The following is a 25,609-nucleotide window of genomic DNA, read 5'->3' as shown; positions in this document are numbered from 1 at the left end:
ATTGTTTGCTTTTTACAAAGCGATTCTTATCATTATTTGGGCGTGTCCCTCCAAAAAAAGGTCGGGTCGGGCTATTCGTTCCCGCTCTTTTTTCATCAATTGCCTCGGGTTTAAACCCGAGGCAATTGATGAAAAAAGGAGCTCCACTTCTATCCCTCACGCGGTTTTGTGGTTACAACAACTTCTTTTGCTCTGTTTTCAAAAGGGAAGTCATTTGTTCAATTCCCATTTTATTTAATCTTAATGCTCGTTCGTTTTGAGACAATCCCAATTGCATCTGTCGAATTTATCCATTTTTGCGGAGATAAAGTAAAAGCATTTGTTCCCGATTCATTTTTAAACCTATCGAATTCGATAGGTTTAAAATTAGGATTATTTAATTGTTCCCACAGGCCAATAAATAGGATTATATCCTTACTTCTAAGCCAATTATTAACAACAATAAAAGCATCATCTGGATTTTTAAACTTAGCAATATCAGTCAAGGAAAGATAATCGTTATCATCCCCAAAATGCAAAACAGCAATTTCTGCACCATTCGCATTCAAAATTACTTTTTGTTTAATTTTATCCATAGAGTATTATTCTATATTATTTAACAATAAAAAATCCCTTTCAATTTGTATTTTGTAGCAAGGGATTGAAATCTGCACCACAAATTGGTCGTTCCTACGGAACTTTTATTTTGTAATTTCTCTTTACAAAAATGATTCTGCATTTGTCATTGCTAGGAACGGGCGCCAACCATTACGTAACATACATCAAATAGTCATAATTTTAAGCACCTTTGTCTTTGCGGGCACGAGCGAGACGCTCGCGATAGCTGGGAACAATCGTATTAACAGGGAGGGATTACTCCAACAACTTATTCAACTGGTTTTGTAATGTCTTTTTATCAGGCAAATACAATTGATATTTACTCAACAACACTTTATTTGTGATGCTATCCGTTGCATACTCTACCAAAATATGATTTTTGTGTGCCCCTAAAATAATACCTATTGGTTCATTATCTCCTTCGGTTGCTTCTTCTTTTTTAAAGTAATTAAGGTATAAATTCATTTGTCCAACATCTTGATGGTCAATTTCACCCCTCTTTAAATCTACCAAAACAAAACATTTTAGTATTCTATGATAAAAAAGCAAGTCCAAATAAAAATGCTTTCCTCCAATACTCATTCGGTATTGTCTGCCAATAAAAGCAAAACCTTTACCCATTTCCATTATAAATCGCTGCAAGTTCGAGATAATCTTCTCTTCTAATTCGTTTTCTAAATACTGATGTTGTTCGGGAATATTCAAAAAATCCAACACAAAAGGGTCTTTAATCAAATCCTCTGGTGCGGCTACAATATGTCCTTCTCGTGCTAATTTCAGGACACCTTCTTTGTCTTTACTCAAAGCTAATCTTTCAAACAAGGAACTTCGCATTTGACGTTTCAGTTCCCGAACACTCCATCGTTCGAGTTGGCATTGCTTGGTATAAAAACTGATTTCTAATTCTGAATCTGCTTTTAAAATTTCAAAATAATGACTCCACGTCAATAAGTGAGACACTGTCTCACTTATTGGGAATGAAACATACATTTTTCGCATATACAAAAGATTAGAACGACTAAATCCTTTGCCGTATGCGTTTGTTAAATCTTTCGAAAGTCGCTCAAACAACTGACTACCATATTCTGCTTTTTCGTTTCCATCTTGTTCAAACTCTACAATATGTTGCCCGATAGTCCAATAGGTTTGTACCAAAATAGTATTGACCGCTTGTGCCGCTTGTTGCCTGCCTTGCTGCAACAAACTGCCAATGGTTTCAATAAGATTTGAATACGGTTGTTTCTCTGGGATCATATTTTTAAATTATCGTTCTTTCTTTATTCTCTTTGATTTACACTCCTGCAAGGTTTTTCAAAACCTTGTAGATTTGTTTGTTTTAAATTCCTTTTCATTTATACCTACAAGGTTAAAAAAAACCTTGCAGGAAATCCCGCTTCATCTGTCATTGCGAGGAACGACGCAATCGCATTTGTTGCTCTCTTTTATTGCTCTCGTTATGTGATTCCTCCTCCGTCGGAATAACAAAACTAAATCTATGTTTTTATTCTCTTTGTGGGCACAAGCGTGACGCTTGCGCTAGCGGGGGAGGTTCTCGCTAAAGAAGAGACTAGCTAGAATCAATTCAACTCAAAAATTGTTTTTGATAAAATTAAATATAGCTGAAAAAAAGTTATAAGTATGGTAAAAAACTTCAGGAATGTAATCTCCCCAATATATTCTACCAAATTAAGGTGTCTATAAATATCAACCCTTTTATTAATATTCTTTTTTATCAAAGTCATTACTGATATACCCCAGCTAAAACCTAAAAAAATAAAAATGCTACCACTTTTAGGCATATCTTTCATATTAACAAAAATCCCATAAATCTTTGCAATAAACACGTTGACAATAAAGATAATTATGCTATATCCTATTAGTTCAATAAAACCATCCTTGCCTTTCAACACTGAATACACTAAATAGTTCATTGAGAAAACAATAGCTATTAATAACAAATAATACATTTACATTATTTTAGATATCATTTTACATCACCGCCTCAGAAACCCTAGGCTTAAATTCACTAGCCGCCTCAGCAATCAATCGAATGTGGTCTGGAGTTGTACCACAACAACCACCGATGATGTTTACTAAATTATCTTCGAGGTACCCACGTATTTGTGCTTGCATTTCGGCTGGTGTTTCGTCGTATTCTCCAAAGGCGTTTGGCAATCCTGCGTTTGGGTGTGCAGAGATATTGAATGAAGTATTTTGAGACAAAGTCTGTAAATACGGTTTCAATAAATCGGCTCCTAAGGCACAATTGAATCCTACACTTAATAACGGAATGTGTGATACCGAAATCAAGAAAGCCTCTACCGTTTGTCCAGAAAGGGTTCTTCCTGATGCATCGGTAATAGTTCCTGATACCATGATTGGAATATCAATTCCTCTTTCGGTTTTTACTTCTTCGATGGCGAAAAGTGCTGCTTTGGCGTTTAGGGTATCAAAAATAGTTTCTACCAACAATAAGTCGCTTCCTCCGTCGATTAAGGCTTCTACTTGTAGTTTGTAAGCAATACGCAAATCATCAAAAGTTACGGCTCTGTATCCAGGGTCGTTTACGTCTGGTGACATACTTGCTGTTCTGTTTGTTGGTCCTATTGAACCCGCTACAAAACGAGGTTTGGCTGGATTTTTGGCTGTGAATTCGTCGGCTACTTTGCGGGCAATTTTTGCCGACTCGTAGTTCAATTCATAGACTAAATCTTCCATGTGATAGTCGGCCATTCCGATGGTGGTTCCAGAGAAGGTATTGGTTTCTACAATATCGGCTCCTGCTTCATAATAGGCCGCATGCACTTCTGCAATGGCAACAGGTTGTGTCAACGACAATAAATCGTTGTTTCCTTTTAAAGAATGTGGAAAATCTTTGAAACGCTCTCCTCTGAAATCTTCTTCGGAGAAGTTGTAACGTTGCAACATGGTTCCCATGGCTCCGTCGAGAACTAGGATTCTTTCTTTAATTGCTTCCTTTATCCCCCTAACCCCCGAAGGGGGAACGCCTAAATTGTCTTTTGTATTACTGGACATAACTTTATTTTATTAACCGCAAAGACGCTAAGGCGCTATGCTTTTTTTTGTTGACTTATATTTAGACGACATGAATCGCGTCTGAACTGAATTTCCTAAAATGCAAAATCTTTCTCTTTAGCCCCGATAGAGCCAATATCCTTTTTGGTTTTTTCTTTAAAAAACAAAAAGATAAAGGCGAAAGCGGGAACCCAACTTCCTGAAAATGCCGAAATTGCTGCTCCTAATTCTTGTAAATTTTGGAACTGCAAAGTAAAGCAATAGCCTTACCACTTGCAAGTGTTTTTTTGAAGTTCCTGAGTTGCTAAGTTGCTAAGAGCCTAAGTCCTTTAGAAAACTAAAAAGGTTCTGAATTACTAAAAAACTTAGTAACTCAGAACCTTAGTAACTCAGCAACTTTATTTTTAATTAATTGCTTTTACCACTGCTTTTGGTGCTTCTTTACGAGTACCGTCAAATCCGTCTACCCCTGAAACGGTTGTGTATTTTAATACATAACGTTTTCCTGGGTTGATGATTTGGTATGCCGCTTGACACATCAAAGTTGCTTCGTGGAAACCACAAAGAATCAACTTCAATTTCCCTGGATAGGTATTGATGTCACCGATGGCGAATATACCTGGGATGTTAGTTTGGTAATCCAAAGCGTTGTTTACTTTGATTGCGTTTTTCTCAATTTCTAATCCCCAATCTCCGATTGGTCCTAACTTAGGTGTCAATCCAAAAAGTGGAATAAAAAAGTCAGTTTCGATAGTTCTGTTAGCTCCATTTTCGTCTAAAACGATAGACTCAACGTGCTCTGCTCCGTTGATTCCAACTACCTCAGCAGGTGTAATCATGCGGATTTTTCCAGCATCTTTTAATTCTTGTACCTTTTCTACAGAATCCAAAGCTCCTCTAAACTCGTTACGACGGTGAATCAAAGTTACCTCTGAAGCTACATCGGTCAAGAAAATACTCCAGTCCAAAGCAGAGTCACCACCACCGGCGATAACAACACGTTTGTCTCTGAATACTTCTGGATCTTTGATGAAATATTTAACCCCTTTATTTTCGTAGAAATTGATTCCGTCAATCAAAGGTTTTCTTGGTTCAAAACTTCCTAATCCACCTGCAATAGCAATTACTTTGGCATGAAATTCTGTTCCTTCGTTTGAAGTTACGATAAACGTACCGTCTTCTTGCTTAACGATAGTTTCAGCACGCTCTCCCAAGGTAAAACCTGGTTCGAATTGCTTGATTTGCTCCATCAAATTATCTACTAAATCTCCAGCTAATACTTCTGGAAATCCTGGGATATCGTAGATTGGTTTCTTTGGATATAACTCTGACAATTGTCCACCTGGCTGCGGTAAAGCATCTAGGATGTGACATTTTAATTTTAATAAACCTGCTTCAAAAACGGCAAATAAACCAGTTGGACCGGCTCCTATGATAAGGATATCTGTTTCAATCATTGTTCTTACTTTGGGCTCTTGGCTATTAGCTTTCGACTTTTAACTTAGAGTCTGTTATTTATTATTTTATTTCAATCTATTTTCGAACAAAGAAAAGGATGATTTGACTAAAATCTAATGATAATTATCACTCAGTCTCTTTGTTCTTTTCTCTTTATTATTTATTCTTTAAAGAATCTGTAATCTCGTTCATTTTTTGAACTTTCATTTCAAAATCACCTTTGAGGGTTTTTCGATACTCGTTCAAATTTTCTACCATTTTATTGATATCTTCCGGAATTACTTCTTCAAAAAATTCTCTCAAACGTTTTGCCGTTGTTGGCGATTTTCCGTTTGTGGATATGGCGATTTTGACATTCCCTTTAGTTACAATGCCACCTAGGTAGTAATCACATAAATAGGGTGTATCGGCAATATTGCAAATCAAATATCTTTTTCGAGACAAATCATATACTCGTTTGTTGACCTTTAAATCATCAGTACAAGCAATGACCATGTTTCGTTTTCTGAGCATCCAACGGTTGAATTTTTTATAGGTCAACTTTACAGATGGGTGCTTTTCTGCTAATGTAACAAGCTCTGGCAAAAACTGCGGTGCTACCACCTCAACATTGGCATTTGGACTTGACTTGAGTAAAAAAGACAACTTTTCTAATCCTACATTTCCTCCACCTACAATAAGTACGCTTAGATTTTGAAGCTTTAAAAATATTGGATACAATTCGTTTGTGCCATTGGCTATTGGCTGTTGGCTATTGGCTGTGTCCATTTTATCTTTTTTTAATAATTATGCTTTCGCTAAATCTGCTGCTCTGAAAGCTTCTAATTTTTCGAAAAACGAAATCGATTCTTGAATGTATTCTTTCGCGAATGCTTCAGTTGGCTCGTTTTTGTTGATTCGGTATACTAACTCACTAAAAGTAGTTCCCAATTCGATTTTATTTTCGGCTACAAAAACAGTATCAAAAGCTTCAATGATTCCGGCATGTGTATTTGTTTTTTGCTTTTCAGCTAATAGTAAAGCTTTTGCTCCATTTGCAAATCCAGCATACGCTAAGTAAATAGCATCTGACCATTTTTTCTCTTCGAAAAGTTCCTGAGCTGCTGTAATTTTATCTTTAGCTTCGAATAATAAAGTCTGTACCAAGTCAATTACAACACCAGCACATTCTCCAACTCCAACTGCTTTTACGTAGTTATCAGCGTTACCCCAGTCCACGAAATCTGCTTCCACAAGGTTGGTAACATCTGCCAATGGTTTCAAGAATTCGTAAAAATACTTTTCTCCTTTAGCATCATAATAATCCAAGAATTTAGTTCCGTTTGCATTAGCTTCGAAATCATTTAAGATTAAACGCAACGCTTCTGGGCCTCTACGACTTGGGATTTTGATTACTTTATCAGAGAAACGACCACTACCGTTTCCTAAAATTCCACCACCTAATAATACTTGTAATGCTGGAGCAACCAATTTACCTGCGTTGATTGACATTCCTTGGAAACCAATCTCCGACATATTGTGTTGTCCACAAGCATTCATACAACCACTAATTTTGATTGTCAATTCTTTATTACTAGCAAACTGTGGGTATTCTGCTTTTAAAACTCTTTCCAATTCGTCAGCGATTCCTGTACTAGATGCGATTCCCAAGTTACATGTATCTGTACCAGGACAAGCCGTGATATCTCCGATAGTATCGTATCCTAAAGCAACCATGTCTAATTTGGCCAACTCTTGGTAGAAGAAAGGTAAATTTTCTTCTTTGATGTTACGAATCACAATGTTTTGACGTAATGAAAAACGCAATTCATTTGCTCCGTAGTTTTTAATCAAATCAGCTAATAATCTTGCTTTATCAGTATAAAAATCTCCTAACAGCACTTTTACACCAATCGCAGCATATCCTGCTTGTTTTTGAGCAATTACATTAGATGCTTTCCAAGCTTCATAAGCTGCTGCATCATCAATAGTAACTGTTGGCACTTCTAATAAAGGTTCTGCAATAGCACCTTCAAAAGCAGTAGTATCTATTTCGTAAGAATGGAAAGGCAATGCTTTTTTCTCTTCGTCAACTAAACGTAAAAATTCATCACGACCTAAATCTTTGATTAAGAATTTCAAACGTGCTTTTAGACGTTTAGCTCTTTCACCGTAACGGTCAAAAACTCTAATTACTCCTTCGGCAGTTGGGATAATTTGGTTTACCGGTACAAATTCAGATAGCAATTCAGCGTGCGCTGGTTGCGATCCTAATCCACCACCTAACATGATTTTGAATCCTTTTTGACCATCTACAATCTTAGGTATAAATCCTAAATCGTGTAAATAACTCAAAGCAGTATCCTTATCAGAAGATGAGAATGAAATTTTGAATTTACGTCCCATTTCTTGACAGATTGGGTTACGCAAAAGGTATTGAAACAAAGCGTGCGCGTATGGGCTCACATCAAATGGTTCCTCTGCATCTACTCCTGCAAGCTCACTACCTGTGATGTTACGCACTGTGTTTCCACATGCTTCACGTAATGTGATATCATCTTTGGCCAAATCTGCCCAAAGTTCTGGAGTTTTGTCCAAACTCACATAGTGAATTTGAATGTCCTGACGCGTTGTGATGTGTAAACGTCCTGTAGAATATTTATCTGAAACCTCAGTGATTCTTCTTAACTGCTCGCTAGTCACTTTACCATAAGGCAATTTGATACGAATCATTTGAACACCTTCTTGGCGTTGTCCATAAATTCCACGAGCCAAACGAAGTGAACGAAAACGTTCATCATCGATTAAACCACCTTGAAAGGCATGTATCTTTTTTTCTAAATCGATAATTTCTTTTTGAACTATCGGATTCTCTATTTCTGTTCTAAAACTTTCCATTTTTTAAAAGGCTTTTCCTCCCCCGGCCCCCCTCCGAAGGAGGGGGAGGCATTGTGGGAAATAGTTGTTTATAATTTTTAATACTGACTTTAAAGTCAATCTAGCAGTTCCCCCTTCGGGGGTTAGGGGGATTTATTTAATAAACCCTACTCCTGCTGTTGTATTCGTAGAAGCATCAATTAAAATAAAAGCTCCGTTTGATTTATTATCGTTGTAGGCATCAAAATATAATGGTTTGCTCAATTTGATTGTAACTTCACCAATTTCGTTTATTGCTAATTGAGAAGCTTCTTTTGTTCCCGTGTAATCTGTTGCGATTACATTGTTTACACTATCAATTTTGGCTAAAACTCTGTTAGAGTTGTGTTGAATCAAGTATTTTGTTCCAGCAACTAATTTTTTGCTGTCCATCCAACAAACTGTTGTAGTGATGTCTTTTTCGATTCTTGGTAATTCATTTGATTTTACAATCATATCACCTCTTGTTACATTGATGTCATTTTCTAACTCAATTGTAACTGATGAACCCGCTTCAGCTTCGTCAAATTGTTGATCGAAAAAGTGAATCTTTGTCACTTTTGATTCTGTTAAAGAAGGAAGTACCGTTACTGCATCTCCTACCTTAATATTATTTCCGTATAATTTTCCAGCATACCCTCTAAAATCGTGGTATTGCTCCGTTTTTGGACGAATTACTGTTTGAACAGGGAAACGTGCTTTTCCGTTATCGTATACATCTTTCGATTCTAAACCTTCAAGATGCTCCAAAATTGTTTGTCCTACATACCATGGCATTTTACCTAGTGATTCAACTACATTGTCTCCTGTTAATGCACTCAACGGAATATAACTTACGTTTTGCTCTTTGTAAGCACTTTTTTCATTCAAGGCTTGAAAGTCTGCTTTGATTTTGTTGTAAACTTCTTCAGAGTAGTCAACTAAATCCATCTTGTTTACAGCAACAATTACATCTTTTACTCTCAATAAATTATTGATAAAAAAGTGACGGTACGTTTGCTCAATTACTCCTTTACGAGCATCAATCAAAATAATCGATACTTGTGAAGTTGAAGCTCCTGTAACCATGTTACGAGTGTACTCTACGTGACCTGGAGTATCAGCGATGATATAACTTTTCTTAGCTGTAGAAAAATAAATATGTGCTACGTCAATGGTAATTCCTTGTTCTCTCTCAGCTACTAATCCGTCAGTTGCTAGTGAGAAGTCTAAATAATCGTATCCTTTTGCTTTACTACTTTTTTCAATTGCTTCCAATTTATCTGTAGTCAGGGATTGTGTATCATACAATAATCTCCCGATTAAAGTACTTTTTCCATCATCTACACTTCCTGCTGTTGCTATTTTTAAAACTTCCATTTTATATTTTGTTTAAAGTTTAAAAGTTCAAGGTTTAAAGTTTTCCCAAACACCTATTATATAAACTTCTAAATCTACTATTTTATTTACTTTCTAAATTTTACTTATAATTTATATCTAATAACTTATAACTGCTTTCTAAAAGTATCCTTGTTGTTTTCTTTTTTCCATGGCTGCCTCTGATCGCTTATCATCAATTCGGGCCCCTCTTTCTGAGATAGTTGAAGCTCTAATTTCACCGACTACTTCTGAAATTGTAGCTGCATACGAATCAACTGCGGCTGTACAGCTCATATCTCCAACAGTTCTAAAACGAACAATTCTTTCTTCAACAACCTCATCTGCATCTTGAAAAACATAAGGAGAGTGTGACCATATCATTCCATCTCTTAAAAATACTTTACGTTTGTGTGAAAAGTAAATAGATGGAATCTCGATTTGCTCTTGTTCGATATAACTCCAAACATCCAATTCTGTCCAGTTTGAAATAGGGAAAACACGAACGTTTTGACCGTTTTCGATTTTTCCATTTAATAAGTCAAACAATTCTGGACGTTGGTTTTTCTCATCCCATTGACCGAAATCATCACGAACAGAGAAAATACGTTCTTTTGCTCTAGCTTTTTCTTCGTCACGACGAGCACCACCAATACAAGCATCAAATTTAAATTCGTCAATAGCATCTAATAATGTAGTTGTCTGCAAGCTGTTTCTACTAGAATATTTTCCAGTTTCTTCCACTACTTTCCCTTCGTCAATAGCGTCTTGTACATTACGAACAATTAATTCCAATCCTAATTCTTTTACCAATCGATCTCTAAATTCGATTGTTTCAGGAAAGTTATGTCCAGTATCCACGTGCAACAATGGAAAAGGAATTTTTGCAGGAAAAAAAGCTTTTTGAGCTAATCTTACTAGTGTAATTGAATCTTTTCCACCTGAAAAAAGCAATACAGGTTTGTCAAATTGAGAAATAACTTCTCTAAAAATGTAAATCGCTTCGCTTTCTAAAGCATTTGTTTTTAATACTGAACTCATTATTTTTTGTTTAAAAGTTTAAGGTTTTAAATTTAAGGCTGTTGCAACTTGAACTAAAATCTTTCAACTATTATTATATTTCTATTTTCTATTCTATTTAACCTTGCTACTATTTCGAATGCAATCCACATTCTTTTTGGCTTTGTTCCCAATACCATCTTCCTGCACGTATGTCTTCACCTTCTGCAATTGCTCTTGTACACGGTGCGCATCCTATGCTTACAAATCCTTTTTTGTGTAAACTGTTTTGAGGCACATTATTAAGATCTATATATTCTTGAACTTCTTGTAATGACCATCTCAACAATGGATTGAATTTTATGATTTTGAAATTATCATCATATTCAAATAAATGCAAATCACTTCTATTATCTGACTGATCAGCGCGTAATCCTGTAATCCAAACATCGTTTCCTGCCAAAGCTTTTCTCAAAGGCGCTACTTTTCGAATAAAACAACATTCTTTTCTATTCTCTACCGATTCAAAAAAGCTGTTTGGACCTTTCTTTTCTAACAATTCTTCAACTGCTTTTGTCTCTGGGAAGCAAACTTTGATAGGTGTTTTGTATTTCTTCAACGTTCTATGAAAAACATCGTACGTTTCTTGAAACAATCGACCTGTATCTAGCGTGAAAATACCGACTGCCGCTCCACTTTTTTCAATCAAATCAGTGATTACTTGATCCTCTTGACCGAAAGAAGTTGAAAAAACAACCTTGTCTTTATATTCCGATGACAAAAATACAAACGTTTCCTCAATACTGAAGTCTTTTGTTTTATCTAATAACGATTGAATTATCACTGCACTCATCTAATTTGTTTTATTTTAAGTATAAAATCTATTACCCTATCGGATTAGTAGATTACTATGCAAAAGTACTACTTATTTCTGTATTACAAAATAAAAAGCTGCTTTTTTACAATTCTATAACTTATCCTATATTCCTTCATTCGATAACTAGTAAAATCGATCTCAACTGAAAACCAGCTACCCATATTTAAAAAAGAGTAACCTCGCTAAAGCACAAGACCGAAATACAGATTCAATAATCACTCTGATATGCTATCGCTACACTTTCACACTTAAAATAAAGGCTTCTTATACCTAAAATAAATTTTTATCTAAAAAAAATACAATTTAAAACTCCTAATATTCAACAAGATAAACACAAAACATAAATTTATTATTTTAAACTCTACTAAATCGATAGGATTACTTAAAAATAATTTTACCTTTGTCGAAAAAATAAAACATTTATCATGGATTTTCAAGCAGGATTTGTAATCGCCGGCCTAGTAGTGGGCTTTGTAGTAGGATTAACAGGTGTAGGTGGAGGATCATTAATGACTCCTATCTTATTATGGTTCGGCATTCCACCAACAACAGCTGTAGGAACCGATTTACTATATGCCGCTTTCACCAAAATGGGTGGGATATTTGTACATCATAAGAAAAACAACATCAACTGGAAAATCACTGGTTATCTATCTCTTGGTAGCGTTCCTGCAGCGTTAGTCACTTTGTACATTTTATCTACTATCAAAACAGACATTTCTCATATTAATTCTGTTATCAAATACAGTTTGGGTTGGGCTTTATTGTTCACCTCAATAGCGGTTGTATTTAAAAATAAAATTATGAAATTCTCCCAAAAACACTCAGGAGATAAATTTCATACCGAAAGTACTACGCAAAACGTCCTTACTATTGCCATTGGAGTTTTACTAGGTGCAACTGTAACCCTTACCTCTATTGGTGCTGGTGCATTGGGAACCGTGACTTTGTTTTTTCTATACCCTTTATTACCTACTCCAAAATTGGTTGGGACTGAGATTGCTCATGCCGTGCCTTTGACTCTAGTTGCAGGCTTAGGTCATGCCTCGATGGGTAATTTGGACTTAGGATTACTTGGGCAATTATTGATGGGCTCGCTTCCGGGAATTTTCCTAGGTAGTATGTTGAGTGGTAAAGTTCCTGATCTAATATTAAGAAACGCAATTGCAGCAATGTTGTTCTTTGTGGGGTATAAATTGATTTTCTAATAGTACTTTCTGACAAGTAATCACACTAGGTGGTAATTGTATAACTAAAGCAAAAAATGCTATAATTGTAATGCACACCATCCGATTACCTTTGTCACAACAAATAAGTAAAACTATGAAAAAATTAATTTTAACTGCTGTAATAGCACTAGGATTTGCATTCAGCGCACAAGCACAAGATATTTCAAAAAACGCATTGGGACTTCGTTTTGGAGACAATGATGGACTAGGTGGAGAGCTTTCTTACCAAAGAGCATTAGGCTCAAACAATAGATTGGAAATGGACTTAGGGTTTAGAAACAGTAATAACGTAGATGCTTTTAAACTTACTGGATTGTACCAATGGGTTTGGAACATTGACGGAGGTTTCAATTGGTACGCAGGTGTAGGTGCTGGAGTTGGATCGTATTCAGTTAAAAATGATAATTTTAAAGACAACGGAACATTTGTATACGCTGCTGGAGATATCGGAATCGAATATGGTTTCAGAGAAGTTCCAATTCAGTTATCCTTGGATTTCAGACCTGAGTTTGGTGGAAATGGTTACTATTCTAACAATTATGGGTCTGATGTAGCCTTGGCTATTCGTTACAAATTCAATTAATACAATACTTTAAATATAAAAAGCCCAAAGAATCAATTGATTTTTTGGGCTTTCTCTTTGTATTAAAAAGCAATATCTGCCAAGGAATTATTTTCAAGAATTTTTAGCGTATTGTCTCGTACCTCTGTCATTAGTTTTCTAACTGCGCAACTGTCTTCATCAGTACAGTCATCGCATTTTTCGTAGAAATTATGGCTTGCACATGGCAACAAAGCAATTGGACCTTCGAGGATACGATATACCTTTGCCATATTAATTTCGGATGGTTCTTTAATTAGGTAGTACCCTCCTCCTTTACCTTTCTTTGCACCCAGAAAACCTGAATGTCGTAAAAGCAACAAAATACTTTCTAAAAATTTAGTCGAAATATTTTCACTCTTTGCGATATCCGCAATAGCAACAGGCGTTTGATCTTTTTGGCGAGCCAAAAAAGTCAATGCTTTGATTCCGTATTTTGTTTTCTTTGAAAGCATTTTTTATTAAGGATTTTTTTGATTTACGAGTTAGGATTTAATAAATACAGACAATCCAAGTTCCTACTCATAACAAAAATATGTTATTTGAACTTATAAACATAAAAAAACGATTTTTGATAAACAGAAATCTGCAATCAAAAATCGTTAATCTACAATCTTAAATATTTATGACAATGCTTGCTCCAAATCAGCAATCACATCTTCTACCGTTTCTAAACCTACAGAAACACGTACCAAACCATCGGTAATACTTACTTTCAATCTTTCTTCGACCGATAATTTACTATGAGTTGTAGACGCGGGATGTGTCACAATAGTTCTTGTGTCTCCTAAATTTGGGGAAAGCGAACATAATTTTATCTTATCCAAGAAAGCTCTACCTGCTTCTAGTCCTCCTTTGATTTCGAATGCTACAATGTTTCCTCCTGCTTTCATTTGTTTTTGAGCAATCGCGTATTGCGGATGCGATTTCAAAAACGGATATTTGACAGTATTCACATTTGGATTTTTCTCTAAAAACTCAGCAACTTTCATAGCATTTTCACAATGTCGATCCAAGCGTATTGCTAATGTTTCTAAACTTTTTGACAATACCCAAGCGTTAAAGGGTGACAATGAAGGGCCTGTTAATCTTGAAAATAAATATATTTTTTTGATTAAATCTGCATTCCCTACAGTTATACCACCTAAGACTCTACCTTGACCGTCTATTAATTTTGTCGCCGAGTGTACTACTAAATGTGCACCCCACTTAATAGGCTGTTGCAAATATGGCGTAGCAAAACAGTTGTCAATAATTAAAATCAAATTGTGCTTTTTGGCAATTGCACCAAGCACATCAAGATCAATAATATCAACCGCAGGATTTGTTGGTGATTCGGCAAAAAGTATTTTAGTATTGGGTTTAATACAACTTTCTATCGTCTCTGGTTTATCAATATCAAAATAGGTTGTTTCAATACCCCATTTCGGAAAATAATTTACAAACAAGGAGTGTGTAGCTCCAAAAACACTACCTGCAGAAACTACGTGATCACCCGAGTTAAGCAAAGCCGCTAGGGTTGAATACACTGCTGCCATTCCAGATGCAAAAGCAAAACCAGACTCTGCTCCTTCCATTTTGCAAATCTTTTCTACAAACTCATTGTTGTTGGGATTGCTATAACGGCTGTAAATATTTCTATCTTTTTCGTCTGCAAAAGAGGCACGCATGTCTTCGGCATCTTCAAACACAAAACTTGACGTTAAATACAAAGGCACCGAATGCTCTAAGTATTGTGTTCTTTCTAATTGGGTACGTATGGCTTGAGTTTCAAAACCAAATTCTTGTTCGTTCATTTTATAAGCTTTTGGCTGTTAGCTTTTAGCTTTTGGCTAAATACTAATAGCTAATTAAGAATGTATTTTGCTGATTACCTCAGAATAAATTCCATATATAATCATAATTGTTTTCTTCGAAAATATTATTTTTCAAGAGCAGCACCATTCAAAATCACTTTGTAATGAATTGTTGCTGTTGGCTCCAATGTTTTTGAAACTGAACAGTATTTTTCGAAAGACAACTGTGCAGCTTTGGCAGCTTTATCTTCTTTGATGTTTCCTTCTAATGAAAAAATCACATGAATATCTTTAAAAGGTTTTGCTTCGCCCATTTGCACGCGCTCACCTTCAACCTCAGCTTTGAAAGAAGTGATTTCTTGACGTTGCTTTTTCAAGATCGAAATCATATCTATGGCGCTACAACCTGCAACACCCATCAAGAGCAATTCCATTGGACTTGGTCCCATATCATTACCTCCAAAATCAGGTCTTGCATCTACATTTACTATATGTCCACGATCATTTTTTAATTCGAAGTGGAAGTTTTCGTTAACTCTGTTTAATGTAATTTTCATATTATCCCCTCCCCAACCCTCTCGCCGCGGCGAGAAGGGAGCCAAGACTGGAGGTAAGTCCCTATTTAATTAGTATATAGTTTTTATATTCATTTTAGACCCTCTTTATTTAGAAATCATAAATCGTTGATCTAAAATCTTATATTCCCCCTTCGGGGGTTAGGGGGATTTTACCCCTTATCCGAAACCCTCAAAATATCTCCAAAAACACCTCTCGCTGTCACTGCCGATCCTGCTCCTGCTCCTTGGATTACAATTGGTCGGTCTCCGTACGATTCTGTGTAAATTTCGAAGAAAGAATCAGAACCTTTTAATCCACCTAATGCAGTGTCCATAGGTACTGATACTAATTTTACTTCTAGATTTCCTTTGTCGTACTGCAAGTCACCAGACAGTTCGCCTATGTAACGCAGTACGTGATTTGGTTGCTGTTCTGACTTTATTTTATCATAAATTGGATCGAATTCTTTTAGTTTCGTCAAGAAATCAGCAGCAGATCCTTCACGTAAATGCTCCGGAATTAGATTCTGAATTTGCACTTCGCTAAACTCATTTTGCAAGTCCAATTCTCTCGCCAAAATCAATAATTTTCTACCAACATCATTTCCACATAAATCTTCTCTTGGATCAGGTTCGGTGAATCCGTTGTCAATTGCTTCTTTTAATATTTCGCTAAAAGGCACGTCTTTGGCAGAGAAATGATTGAATAAATAACTTAATGTTCCAGAGAATACTCCTTTGATTTTGGTGATATTTTCACCCGAAAGGTGCAATAATTTTATAGTATCTATTAATGGTAAACCTGCACCAACATTGGTTTCATACAAATAACTTTTTTGATTTTTTTCTAAAGTTGCACGTAGCTCTTTATAAAAATCATACCCCAACGTATTGGCTACTTTGTTGGAAGAGATTAAATCAAATCCGTTTTCGGCTAGCGTAATATAATTTTCAACAAATGACCCACTCGCTGTATTGTCAACAGCAATTAAATTGGCCAAATGATTCTCTTTAGCGTAAGCGATAATATCTTCAATAGCATATATTGCGCCGTTACTCTGAATTTCGCTTTTCCAATTTGGCGAAATACCGTTATTGTTCAGCAATACACTTTTTGAATTGGCTATGGCAAAAATATTCAATTTAACACCTTTTCTTTTTTCAATAGCATCCGCTGATTCCAATATCTGATTGATCAAGGTACCCCCCACTAATCCATGACCAAAAATGGCAATATTGATTTTTTTTGCTACACCAAAAATTTCACCATGAATTACGTTCAACGCTTTTTTAAGTTCTGTTTTTTGAACTACCAAACTCACGTTTTTACCCGTTACGGTATTATTGAACAGGATAGGCACAATATTATTACGAATCAAAGCAGTGTATGGCTTGTGGAAGGTGCTCAAATCTTGCCCAATGATCGAAATCACCGAGACATTGTCAGTTACCGAAATCTTATTCACATCTTTCGAATAGAAATCATTTTCGAATTCTTTTTCCAATTCGATCATGGCTTTGGTAGCTTCGTTTGAATTTACAACCAAACCAATTCCCCGCTCAGATGATCCTTGTGAAATGATGCTCACACTGATATCATTGTCTCCCATTACTCTAAAAATACGGGCATCAACACCCGTTTTTCCAAGTAATCCGCGTCCTTCCAAGTTAACCAAAGCCACATCCTCAAGTACCGAAAGGGTTTTAATTCCTTCTTTTGCTGAATTGGCTGTGATTAATGTTCCTTGATTTTCATCGTTGAAGGTATTCAAAATACGCAGCGGAATATTTTTTTCTAATAGTGGAATAATCGTTTTGGCGTGCAAAATATTGGCACCAAAATTAGCCATTTCATTCGCTTCATTATACGACAAATGCTCTATTTTTTTAGCATCCAAAACCATTTCGGGGTTGGCAGTATAAATTCCGTCCACATGTGTATAGTTTTGTAACTCTTCGGCATTAATGTAATTGGCTATTAATGAAGCTGTGTAGTTACTTCCATTTCGGCCTAAAGTAGTGGTATCATTTTTTGCATTCGATGCAATAAAACCAGTAATTACTAATACCGAATCTTTGTTTTCTTTAAAGATCTGAATCACATTTTTCTTCGAAACAGCGTCCAAAGGTTGAGCATCACCAAAATTAGAATCGGTTACGATCAAGTTTCTCGTATCTGCTAGTACAGCCGGAATCCCTTTTTGATTCAATAAAAACACCAACAACTTAGCCGAAAGCAATTCACCCTGTGCTAAAATTTGATCTTGAATTTTGGCACTGAAATCACCAATAAGGCTCACACCTTCAAACAATTTGTCTAGTTTTTCAAATTCTGCCGTAAAATCAACACCTTCATAACCATCTATTTGATAGGCTTTGAAACTGTCTAGTAACGGTTTATAATTTCCGTTTTTGGCAGCAATGGTCAATATATCATCAAGCTCATCAGTAGCGTTCCCTCTTGCAGAAACGACGATGGCTATTTTTTCTTCGTTTTGAATTTTATTAACAACAATATCCAATACATTATTGATCCCTTCGCCGTTTGCCAACGATTTACCGCCAAATTTTACTATTTTCATCTGTTTTTTATTTTTGAAAACAACTTCTAACAAATTGTCTAATTGTTCGTATTCCATCAAAAAAGCGTCATGCCCGTGCTGGGAATCAATTTCGCTATAGAATACATTATTTTTAAATTTTTTAATTTCCATGTAGGTCTCTTTATTCTCCTTTGCTGTAAAAAACAAATCCGAATTGATTCCTACGATGTATATATTGGCATCTACCTTTGAGATCACCGACTCAAGCGATTCACAATTGCGCGTAATATCAATGGTTTTTAAGAGTTGGTTCATCATTTTGTAGGCCGAAAGCTGAAAACGTTTCCCTAATTTCTCACCGTGGTAGTTTAACCAACTTTCTACCTGAAAGGTTTCTAACTTTTCGGTGGTATGTCTATTGAATTTTTCTTTGAACGACTCTGGTGTACGGTAGCACAACATGGCGTGTATACGAGCGTCCTCAATAGGTTTTTTTGAATTATTCAAGATTTGCTCTTGCAAAAAGCAATTGGCAATTAACCAGTCGGTCGATTTCCAGTCGGTTGCAATGGGGATAAAATTATCAGCTAGTTTTGGTTCTAATGCCAAAATCTCCCAAGCAATTCCGCCACCAACAGATCCTCCGATCAAGGCAAACAAATGGTCAATTTTTAAGTATCGAAGACCTTCTACAAAGATGCGAGCAATATCTCTGGCAATAAAATCATGATACTCTTCGATAATTGGTGAATTAAAACCATTCCCTGGAACATCAAATGCTACGATGGTATATTTGCGAACATCAATAGTTTTTTCGATTCCAACCAAATCATTCCACCAACCTGTTTCTCCAATTACTTGTGAGTTACCCGTCAATGCGTGATTGATTAGGATAATAGGAGCGGTATGCAAAGGCGCACCAAAGACTTGATACGACAGATCAAGCGAAGGGTATTTTGCACCGTTTTCGGTAACAAAATTTGATATAATAAGATTTAATGGTTTATTTTCCAACTTCAAATCGTGTTATTGATGATATATGGAAATGGTATAAGAAAAAGAAAGAGTAGCATAAACGGGCAGTGTTTGCTTTGTTATCTGTCCACATAAGTTTGTGGTAGAATGCAGCACCTTCTTCGATGAATCGAAGGGTTGCTAAGGCGTCATCGGGTCTAATCCCTCGTCCTTTCTTTATAACATTTCAATACGTTTATGAACATTTAAAAGACAAAGAAACCACTATTTTTTTTAACAAACAAATTTTACCGACTTTGATTTTTATACAAAATCGACAACAAGCAAAAACGCAAGTAAGAACTGAACTATTAACCTCAGAGACTACTTGCGTTTCAATCTAAATTTCTAAAATACTTTTTATATAAATAGTGTTTCATTTTCCTTAGAGTACATTAATAATAATGTGTCGACCACATTTTTTTGGCCTTTTGACTTGGCATTTGCTGTTGTTCCAAATCTAGTGTTTGTTAACTCTACAGTTGTTCCAGCTTCTAAACGGCTGCCTCTCCTGCCCCTTAATAAATTGATTGCTCCGGTGATGATTCTTCTTGTGCTCATAATCTTAGCGTTTAATTGGTTTTACTTTACTCTTTTATTTGTTTGTTTTTATTATTGATATTCTTTAATCTTTCTGAAATACGAAAAAAAAACCCTTTTGGTTTTGGATACCAAAAGGGTTTATTGTTATAAACTTTTCTTTTTGGTATCAACAGACGAGCTTCTGCGTATGAAACACAGCAACCGTCGACATCTTATATTTTAAAGTACAAATTGTAACCATTTATTATTGATTGAATTTCTAATTTCTTCACTTTTAAACAAAAAAGCCTCCCGATTTCTCAGGAGGCTTTTGCTATATTTTTAATCTTATTTGACTATATAAATTATGCAATCGCACTCCTGCGGATTTCCTTTGATTGAAAGACTGATTTTTTACAAGTAATAAAATTCATTTTGTTTTTCTTTTGTTTCACAAAGATATAAATAAATGTCAATTCTCAGCCATATTTTCCAAGAAATTTAACCTTAATTACACTAATTAACAGTTAATTGTATTTTTGATTCAAAATTTTGATAGTATTATCAAAAAACAAATCAGTTAAGAGCTTTTTCTTCAAGTTCCTTTTAAAACTTCTCTATTCCGCTCCCTTGATTTGACGGTTCAAATGTACGATCAAAATCCAATTTGAATGTTATTTATACTTTACCAAAGCGTTATCATAAGGTATCAAAAACAGCTTTCAAATCCGCTTTCAAATCTTCGATATTTTCTAATCCAACCGAAAGGCGAATTAAATCTTTCGAAACCCCTGATCCCAGTTGTTGCTCCTCTGACAATTGTTGGTGTGTTGTGCTTGACGGGTGTATGATTAATGATTTTGTATCTCCAATATTTGCCAATAGCGAAAATAATTTTGTGTCATCGGCAACTTTTTTAGCCGCTTCAAATCCACCTTTTAATCCAAAAGTAACCAAACCATTTTGACCGTTTGGCAAGTACTCTTTTGCCAAGTCATAATATTTACTTGATTTTAATCCAGGATAGTTTACCCAAGCTACTTGGTCTTGTCCTTCCAACCATTCGGCCAATGCCAAACCGTTTTCACTGTGTCTTTGAACACGTACCGATAATGTCTCTAAACCTTGAATGATTTGAAAAGCACTTAACGGGCTCAATGCTGCACCATAATCACGTAATCCTTCGATTCTTGCTTTTGCAATAAAAGCGGCTGCTCCAAGTGCTTCATGATACACCAAACCGTGGTAACCTGCATTTGGTTCTGTAAATTCAGGAAAACGTCCGCTGCTCCAGTCAAAAGTACCCGCATCAATAATAGCCCCTCCAAGAGACGTACCGTTACCGCAAATATATTTGGTCAAAGAATGAATTACAATATTGGCTCCATGTGCAATGGGGTTCAACAAAGCCGGAGATGCTACGGTATTGTCTACCATAAAAGGTACTTTCAAAGCTTTGGCTACAGTAGCAATCGCTTTCAAGTCCAATACATCTAGTTTTGGATTCCCTAAGCTCTCCACAAAAATCACTTTGGTATTCTCATTCGCTGCTTTCTCAAAGTTTGCTGCATCAGAGGGATCAACAAACGTGGTTGTGATTCCTAAACGAGGTAATGTCGAATTCAGTAAATTAAACGTTCCGCCATACAAACTGCTTGATGCCACAATGTGGTCACCGGTTTTCAACATAGTCAATAAAGCTGTAACAATTGCTGCTGTACCCGATGCCGTTACCACAGCACCAATACCGCCCTCAAGCGCTGCTAAACGTTGTTCCAAGATATCATTGGTTGGGTTGTTTAATCGGGTATAAATGTAACCCGCCTCAGCCAAACCAAATAAATTAGCCGCATGTTCAGAATTATTGAAAACATACGAAGACGTTTGGTAAATAGGCACCGCTCGTGTTCCTGCGTGTTTGGTCACATCGTGTCCTGCGTGTAATGCGTTGGTTTCAAATTTTAAAGTACTCATGATTTATTTATTAGTGTATTAGTATCTATTTCAAAAAAAAAGCCTTCCAATTTCTCGGGAGGCTTTGCCATATCAATATACTTCATATTAGGCAATAGTAAGACTCCAGAACGATTTCTGTTTGGTCATCCACATGCAAAACGAAGTTGATTTCATCTTTTTAACAATTTTTACCCAAATTTCTTAAACTATTTCCATTTATCCAAATGATTTTAGATTAATTAACAATTTACTTAAATGAATTCGGGAACGGAAGGATTTCGTTTCTCGTCTATAACGCTACTACTCTAAACTATATTTCTTGACTTGGCTATCACAATCGCAAGGATGCCTTCCGAAACTTCGGTATGATCGGGAGTGTTTTTTGTTTATTATTTGTAGGAAAGTTTTAATATATTTGGAGAGAAAATGAAACATTCGTAAAGCTACATAGTTTTGTGTGAATGTAAGCGAAGGTTTGTTTCGATTAAATAAAAGATAGCAGAAATTATAACAAAAAAATGAAAAATGAAAATCAAAAATTTATTAGTATTAGCAGTATCGCCTTTATTTCTTAGTTGTGTAATGGTTATGAATAAAATCGAAGAACTAAAACCAATAGAAAATTATTCAACCGAAAACATTATCATTGAAGATAAAAAGACGATGGATGTTGAAATTTTATTCATAAATGACAAATCGGTTAAGACAAAATTAAAAGGAGAAACCAATCTTTTCGATAAAACTTTATTGAACGAAACTTCAATTAATAAATATTTTGCGATTTTAGATAACGAAGGGAAAAAAAACTACATCTCATATGAGCTCGTTAAAAATATGACGTTTAAGGATTTAAAAGGAAACCTAAGAACTTTCGTAAATCGTGGCAATATGTTCAAATCCTTACAGGAAGTAATTTATGACGGCAAAATTAAGTGGTTCATAGAATATTATCCTCAGGCGTATGACCAAAGTGTTCAAGTCAATAACCATTTTGTTAACGAAAACAATCAGACAGTTGTAGTTGGTACATTCAATAATATGAAAAATAAGCTAAAAGAAATTACATCTTCAAAACCTGAATTAATAAATATGATAGATGAAACTGAAAAATTCAGTACCGAAGCGGTAATTGAAATTTTAAAGAAATATGAAGAATAACAACTTCTGCCACCCGTCGAATGTCAAATTGATAGGGCTTGATCTAATTCGAAAATAATTTTGTGCTTAAAATTTAGTCATTAACCGAACGATTAGGCTAGCCTTAGCCGACAAACTGCCAACCGAAGTTAGAAGAAACTCTAGGGAAATCGTATATAATAATAAATTATGAAGAAAACATTAATTCTACTAATCTTTATATTAAACATAAGTTGTTCTAATGATTCAATAAAGGATGAAAATAGTAGTATCATTGAAAGTCCAAATAAAATTTCTCTAAAGATAAATGGATTGAGTACGACAGAAGATATTTCAGAAATTAGTTCGTTTTTTAGTTGTGATAGAGACTTAAACGTGACAGTGACATCTAAAAAGAATTTTGTTACAGATGATTTGATAGTTATGAACCTTACAAAAGAGGGCACATTAAAATCGGTTTATTTTGTAGACAAGAGCGGACATTCTCGTCAAGATTATTACTCTCCTGATTTTATTCCATCTTCAACAATAACAATTTCTGAATTTGAATTTATAGATAACACAAAACTTAAATTTAAGTTTTCGGGACAAGTTTTTAAAAAGAAACATAGTTTGTTGGAACCAAATGAAACTATCACTATTGAGGGAACTGTCCAAATTAAAAAATTCATAAACAGTCAATGTAATACTTTTGTAAACTATATGACTTTGAATAATGACATAAAATTATCAAATATCAGCAGAATAAATCAAAATGATCAGCAGAACTCAATTGTAAGCTATGAAGGAACATCATTAAATGGTTATAATATTGTATTAAAAAATATTAAACAAAATTTATTAGAAATGCCATTAGGAACTTATTCTTTTTCAAACAAAATGACAAATGACAAAATAGAGTTCAGAAAATATATTGGAATACCAAAATCTTTTTCAACTACAATTTTAATTCCAACTGATTGGACTTTATACGAGACACAAGGCAGCTTCACTATCACGGAAAAAACTACAATAAACGGGCTTCAAGTGGTTAAATTAAAACTAAATTTTACAGCAACGAAAAATGGAACGGTGGAATATAAATTTACTAACTCAGATTTCATAACGGCGTATTAAAAACGGCTATCTGCCAACTACGATTTACATAAATGACGAAAAAAAACGGAGAATTCAAATAATAAATATAGTTAATGACAAAATATAAATTTTTAATACTATTGATTTTAACTTCAATTTCCGCAATGCATTCTCAACATAAAATAAAAGAAACGTTTGCAGAAACGTTTGTCCCATTCGTTGAGATTTATTCGGAAAAAGGAGATTTGATAGGTATCACTGATATCAATGGGGCAATTTCTTCAGAATTGGAAAATAAAATTCTTATTTCCAAAGCAACTAATCTGACTTTTGTAAATAGTTTGTACATAACAACTTCTTTGAGTAGAGAAGAATATAATAACACACAAATTATATCTATAAAAAGAATTTTTACAGAATTAAGTGAAGTTGTCGTAACTAAGCCCAAAACCTATAAATATTTGAAATTAAAAGGATATTTTAGGAGTCTTCAAATAAATGAAGATAGACCACATTATTTTATCGATGGAATCGCTGAAATATACATTTCATTAAAGTCAGGTAAAACAAAGTTGAAAATTATTTCTAATCGTTCATTTGAGAATAAGTCAGTACACCAATTAAGTAATACTTTATTTTTTATGGTTGCAGGTGTTCCTACATTTAATGAATTTTCAAATTTTAAAAATCTAAACGATGAATATAATTTAAAAACGCTGAACAATTCTCAAACAACCATCTTAGACAAAAAAACAAGTTTTGAAAAAGGTACAATTGCTAAAGTAGATGATAAAGTTAACTTACAATTAGAAATCATTTCGGAATCAAAACCTAAAATAATGAAAGCTTTAGGAATGGAAACAGACTATAACAATTATACAATAAATTCAATTTATGACAGTAATGAAATTCAGAAAATAAATTCAGAAAAGATTATTTACTATAAAGAAATCAGAAGTTATAATATTAAAAGAAAAGAAAAAGAGAAATTTCAAAAAGTAGAAGCGACACACGAATTTTTTATGCTGGAAAAAGAATATGTAAACGAACTAGAAGCTAAACAATTCGATTATTTTTTCTCTTTCAAAAAACCAAGTAAATTCAATGAAAGATACTGGAAGAAAGTCGATAATCAGTATTATCAACCTTTACCGAAATCAATAGAAAAATATATTGACGAAAATTTAATACTCATCGAAAAGTAAATAAAGCCACTATCTGTCAAAAGCAATTACAAGATATTTGAATTTCAGACTGAATTTAAAGATGGTTTTGTACTTAAAAAATTTAGCCATTAGCAGAAAGATTAGGTTAGCTTTAGCGGCCAAGCGTTAACTCTGACTTCCGACAATAACATAGTGGCAAACCGTAGGTGCAATTTTAAAAAAATGGAGAATATCAAAGAAAAATTAAAATATATAATATATTGGACTATAATTTTTATTGTTTCAATTTCAATGATTGTATATGGAATTGCAAAGCCTAGTCAATTTGCTGATTTAACAAATTCTACAAGTACCAACCTATCCCAAGGTCATAAGGTTATGTGGAGTTTTTATTCATACTCCTTAATTTATCCAATTATTATTGGTCTCTTTGAAATTGTTGGTGGAATTACTTTACTATTTTACAGAACAAGAATTTTAGGTTGTATTCTTTTAACAGTTATACTTTCAAATGTAATTATTCAAGATTTTGTTTATAAAGTAACAGCATTAAATTCCGCAATATTCTACCAAGTTTTAGTATTAATTATACTATTATTTGATTTTAAAAAGTTGAAAAATACAGTAATGGAATTATTAAAATTTCAAAATAAAAAAAAGAATTTACTTTTAATGATTATTGCTCTATGTATTGCTTTAGTCATCAAATTTTTCGAAACAAAAATATTATAAAAAAACAGCACCTAAAACCTTTGCTTTCATTCGACCTGAAAAGCCAACTCCCGAGCGATAG

At 34.5% G+C, this 25,609-nt stretch carries 21 protein-coding genes and 1 riboswitch; of the genes, 6 read left to right on the top strand and 15 right to left on the bottom strand.

Going from position 1 to position 25,609, the window contains the following annotated elements; translation table 11 throughout:
* Nucleotides 1-230: 230 nt before the first annotated feature.
* The 9 genes from FFWV33_RS06885 to FFWV33_RS06840 form a co-directional block, all read right to left on the bottom strand.
* Nucleotides 231-575, bottom strand: a complete 345-nt coding sequence (locus FFWV33_RS06885) for a KilA-N domain-containing protein (protein WP_108740227.1) — start codon at nucleotides 573-575, stop codon at nucleotides 231-233.
* Between the two features lie 277 nt (nucleotides 576-852).
* On the bottom strand, nucleotides 853-1,851 hold the full coding sequence (locus FFWV33_RS06880) for a PDDEXK nuclease domain-containing protein (RefSeq protein ID WP_108740226.1): 999 nt from the start codon (nucleotides 1,849-1,851) through the stop codon (nucleotides 853-855).
* A 735-nt stretch (nucleotides 1,852-2,586) separates the two neighbouring features.
* Complete coding sequence (locus FFWV33_RS06870; protein ID WP_108740224.1) at nucleotides 2,587-3,633, bottom strand: homocysteine S-methyltransferase family protein; 1,047 nt, start codon at nucleotides 3,631-3,633, stop codon at nucleotides 2,587-2,589.
* 404 nt (nucleotides 3,634-4,037) lie between these two features.
* A complete protein-coding gene (locus FFWV33_RS06865; protein ID WP_108740223.1) occupies nucleotides 4,038-5,090 on the bottom strand; it encodes an NAD(P)/FAD-dependent oxidoreductase in 1,053 nt (350 codons plus the stop codon).
* Nucleotides 5,091-5,247: 157 nt separating this feature from the next.
* Nucleotides 5,248-5,859, bottom strand: coding sequence for a precorrin-2 dehydrogenase/sirohydrochlorin ferrochelatase family protein (locus FFWV33_RS06860; protein WP_108740222.1), 612 nt, complete (start codon nucleotides 5,857-5,859; stop codon nucleotides 5,248-5,250).
* A gap of 18 nt (nucleotides 5,860-5,877) precedes the next feature.
* A complete protein-coding gene (locus tag FFWV33_RS06855; RefSeq protein ID WP_108740221.1) occupies nucleotides 5,878-7,968 on the bottom strand; it encodes a HEPN domain-containing protein in 2,091 nt (696 codons plus the stop codon).
* A gap of 132 nt (nucleotides 7,969-8,100) precedes the next feature.
* Nucleotides 8,101-9,345: a sulfate adenylyltransferase subunit 1 gene (locus tag FFWV33_RS06850; RefSeq protein ID WP_108740220.1), complete on the bottom strand. Its 1,245-nt coding sequence runs from the start codon at nucleotides 9,343-9,345 to the stop codon at nucleotides 8,101-8,103.
* Between the two features lie 138 nt (nucleotides 9,346-9,483).
* On the bottom strand, nucleotides 9,484-10,383 hold the full coding sequence (gene cysD, locus FFWV33_RS06845; RefSeq protein ID WP_108740219.1) for a sulfate adenylyltransferase subunit CysD: 900 nt from the start codon (nucleotides 10,381-10,383) through the stop codon (nucleotides 9,484-9,486).
* 109 nt (nucleotides 10,384-10,492) lie between these two features.
* The gene (locus FFWV33_RS06840; protein WP_108740218.1) at nucleotides 10,493-11,194 is read right to left on the bottom strand and encodes a phosphoadenylyl-sulfate reductase; all 702 of its coding nucleotides are present in this window, start codon (nucleotides 11,192-11,194) and stop codon (nucleotides 10,493-10,495) included.
* 449 nt (nucleotides 11,195-11,643) lie between these two features.
* Here FFWV33_RS06840 and FFWV33_RS06835 point away from each other — a divergent pair, with 449 nt between their 5' ends.
* A complete protein-coding gene (locus FFWV33_RS06835; RefSeq protein WP_108740217.1) occupies nucleotides 11,644-12,426 on the top strand; it encodes a sulfite exporter TauE/SafE family protein in 783 nt (260 codons plus the stop codon).
* Between the two features lie 115 nt (nucleotides 12,427-12,541).
* On the top strand, nucleotides 12,542-13,030 hold the full coding sequence (locus tag FFWV33_RS06830; RefSeq protein ID WP_108740216.1) for a hypothetical protein: 489 nt from the start codon (nucleotides 12,542-12,544) through the stop codon (nucleotides 13,028-13,030).
* A gap of 62 nt (nucleotides 13,031-13,092) precedes the next feature.
* On the opposite strand, the gene FFWV33_RS06825 is transcribed toward FFWV33_RS06830, so the two are convergent.
* The 6 genes from FFWV33_RS06825 to FFWV33_RS06800 all read right to left on the bottom strand — a co-directional run bounded on the left by FFWV33_RS06825 (nucleotide 13,093) and on the right by FFWV33_RS06800 (nucleotide 21,454).
* The gene (locus FFWV33_RS06825; RefSeq protein ID WP_108740215.1) at nucleotides 13,093-13,503 is read right to left on the bottom strand and encodes an RrF2 family transcriptional regulator; all 411 of its coding nucleotides are present in this window, start codon (nucleotides 13,501-13,503) and stop codon (nucleotides 13,093-13,095) included.
* Between the two features lie 168 nt (nucleotides 13,504-13,671).
* The gene (locus FFWV33_RS06820) at nucleotides 13,672-14,844 is read right to left on the bottom strand and encodes a trans-sulfuration enzyme family protein (protein ID WP_108740214.1); all 1,173 of its coding nucleotides are present in this window, start codon (nucleotides 14,842-14,844) and stop codon (nucleotides 13,672-13,674) included.
* Nucleotides 14,845-14,969: 125 nt separating this feature from the next.
* Nucleotides 14,970-15,401 (bottom strand): OsmC family protein, encoded by a 432-nt coding sequence (locus FFWV33_RS06815; protein ID WP_108740213.1) that lies wholly within the window; start codon nucleotides 15,399-15,401, stop codon nucleotides 14,970-14,972.
* Between the two features lie 170 nt (nucleotides 15,402-15,571).
* A complete protein-coding gene (thrA, locus tag FFWV33_RS06810; protein WP_108740212.1) occupies nucleotides 15,572-18,958 on the bottom strand; it encodes a bifunctional aspartate kinase/homoserine dehydrogenase I in 3,387 nt (1,128 codons plus the stop codon).
* Between the two features lie 77 nt (nucleotides 18,959-19,035).
* Nucleotides 19,036-19,144: riboswitch (SAM riboswitch) on the bottom strand.
* Nucleotides 19,145-19,318: 174 nt separating this feature from the next.
* A complete protein-coding gene (locus tag FFWV33_RS06805; RefSeq protein WP_108740211.1) occupies nucleotides 19,319-19,519 on the bottom strand; it encodes a hypothetical protein in 201 nt (66 codons plus the stop codon).
* Between the two features lie 660 nt (nucleotides 19,520-20,179).
* Nucleotides 20,180-21,454, bottom strand: coding sequence for an O-acetylhomoserine aminocarboxypropyltransferase/cysteine synthase family protein (locus FFWV33_RS06800; RefSeq protein ID WP_108740210.1), 1,275 nt, complete (start codon nucleotides 21,452-21,454; stop codon nucleotides 20,180-20,182).
* Between the two features lie 507 nt (nucleotides 21,455-21,961).
* Between FFWV33_RS06800 and FFWV33_RS06795 the strand changes: the two genes are divergently transcribed.
* The 4 genes from FFWV33_RS06795 to FFWV33_RS06780 all read left to right on the top strand — a co-directional run bounded on the left by FFWV33_RS06795 (nucleotide 21,962) and on the right by FFWV33_RS06780 (nucleotide 25,548).
* Complete coding sequence (locus FFWV33_RS06795) at nucleotides 21,962-22,594, top strand: hypothetical protein (protein ID WP_108740209.1); 633 nt, start codon at nucleotides 21,962-21,964, stop codon at nucleotides 22,592-22,594.
* 168 nt (nucleotides 22,595-22,762) lie between these two features.
* The gene (locus tag FFWV33_RS06790) at nucleotides 22,763-23,689 is read left to right on the top strand and encodes a hypothetical protein (protein WP_108740208.1); all 927 of its coding nucleotides are present in this window, start codon (nucleotides 22,763-22,765) and stop codon (nucleotides 23,687-23,689) included.
* Between the two features lie 74 nt (nucleotides 23,690-23,763).
* Nucleotides 23,764-24,855 (top strand): hypothetical protein, encoded by a 1,092-nt coding sequence (locus FFWV33_RS06785; protein WP_159085981.1) that lies wholly within the window; start codon nucleotides 23,764-23,766, stop codon nucleotides 24,853-24,855.
* 183 nt (nucleotides 24,856-25,038) lie between these two features.
* On the top strand, nucleotides 25,039-25,548 hold the full coding sequence (locus FFWV33_RS06780) for a hypothetical protein (protein WP_108740206.1): 510 nt from the start codon (nucleotides 25,039-25,041) through the stop codon (nucleotides 25,546-25,548).
* Nucleotides 25,549-25,609: the final 61 nt, after the last annotated feature.

It is taken from the genome of Flavobacterium faecale (genome assembly GCF_003076455.1).
Taxonomy (GTDB): domain Bacteria; phylum Bacteroidota; class Bacteroidia; order Flavobacteriales; family Flavobacteriaceae; genus Flavobacterium; species Flavobacterium faecale.
This window is presented reverse-complemented; position numbering and strand designations above follow the sequence as displayed.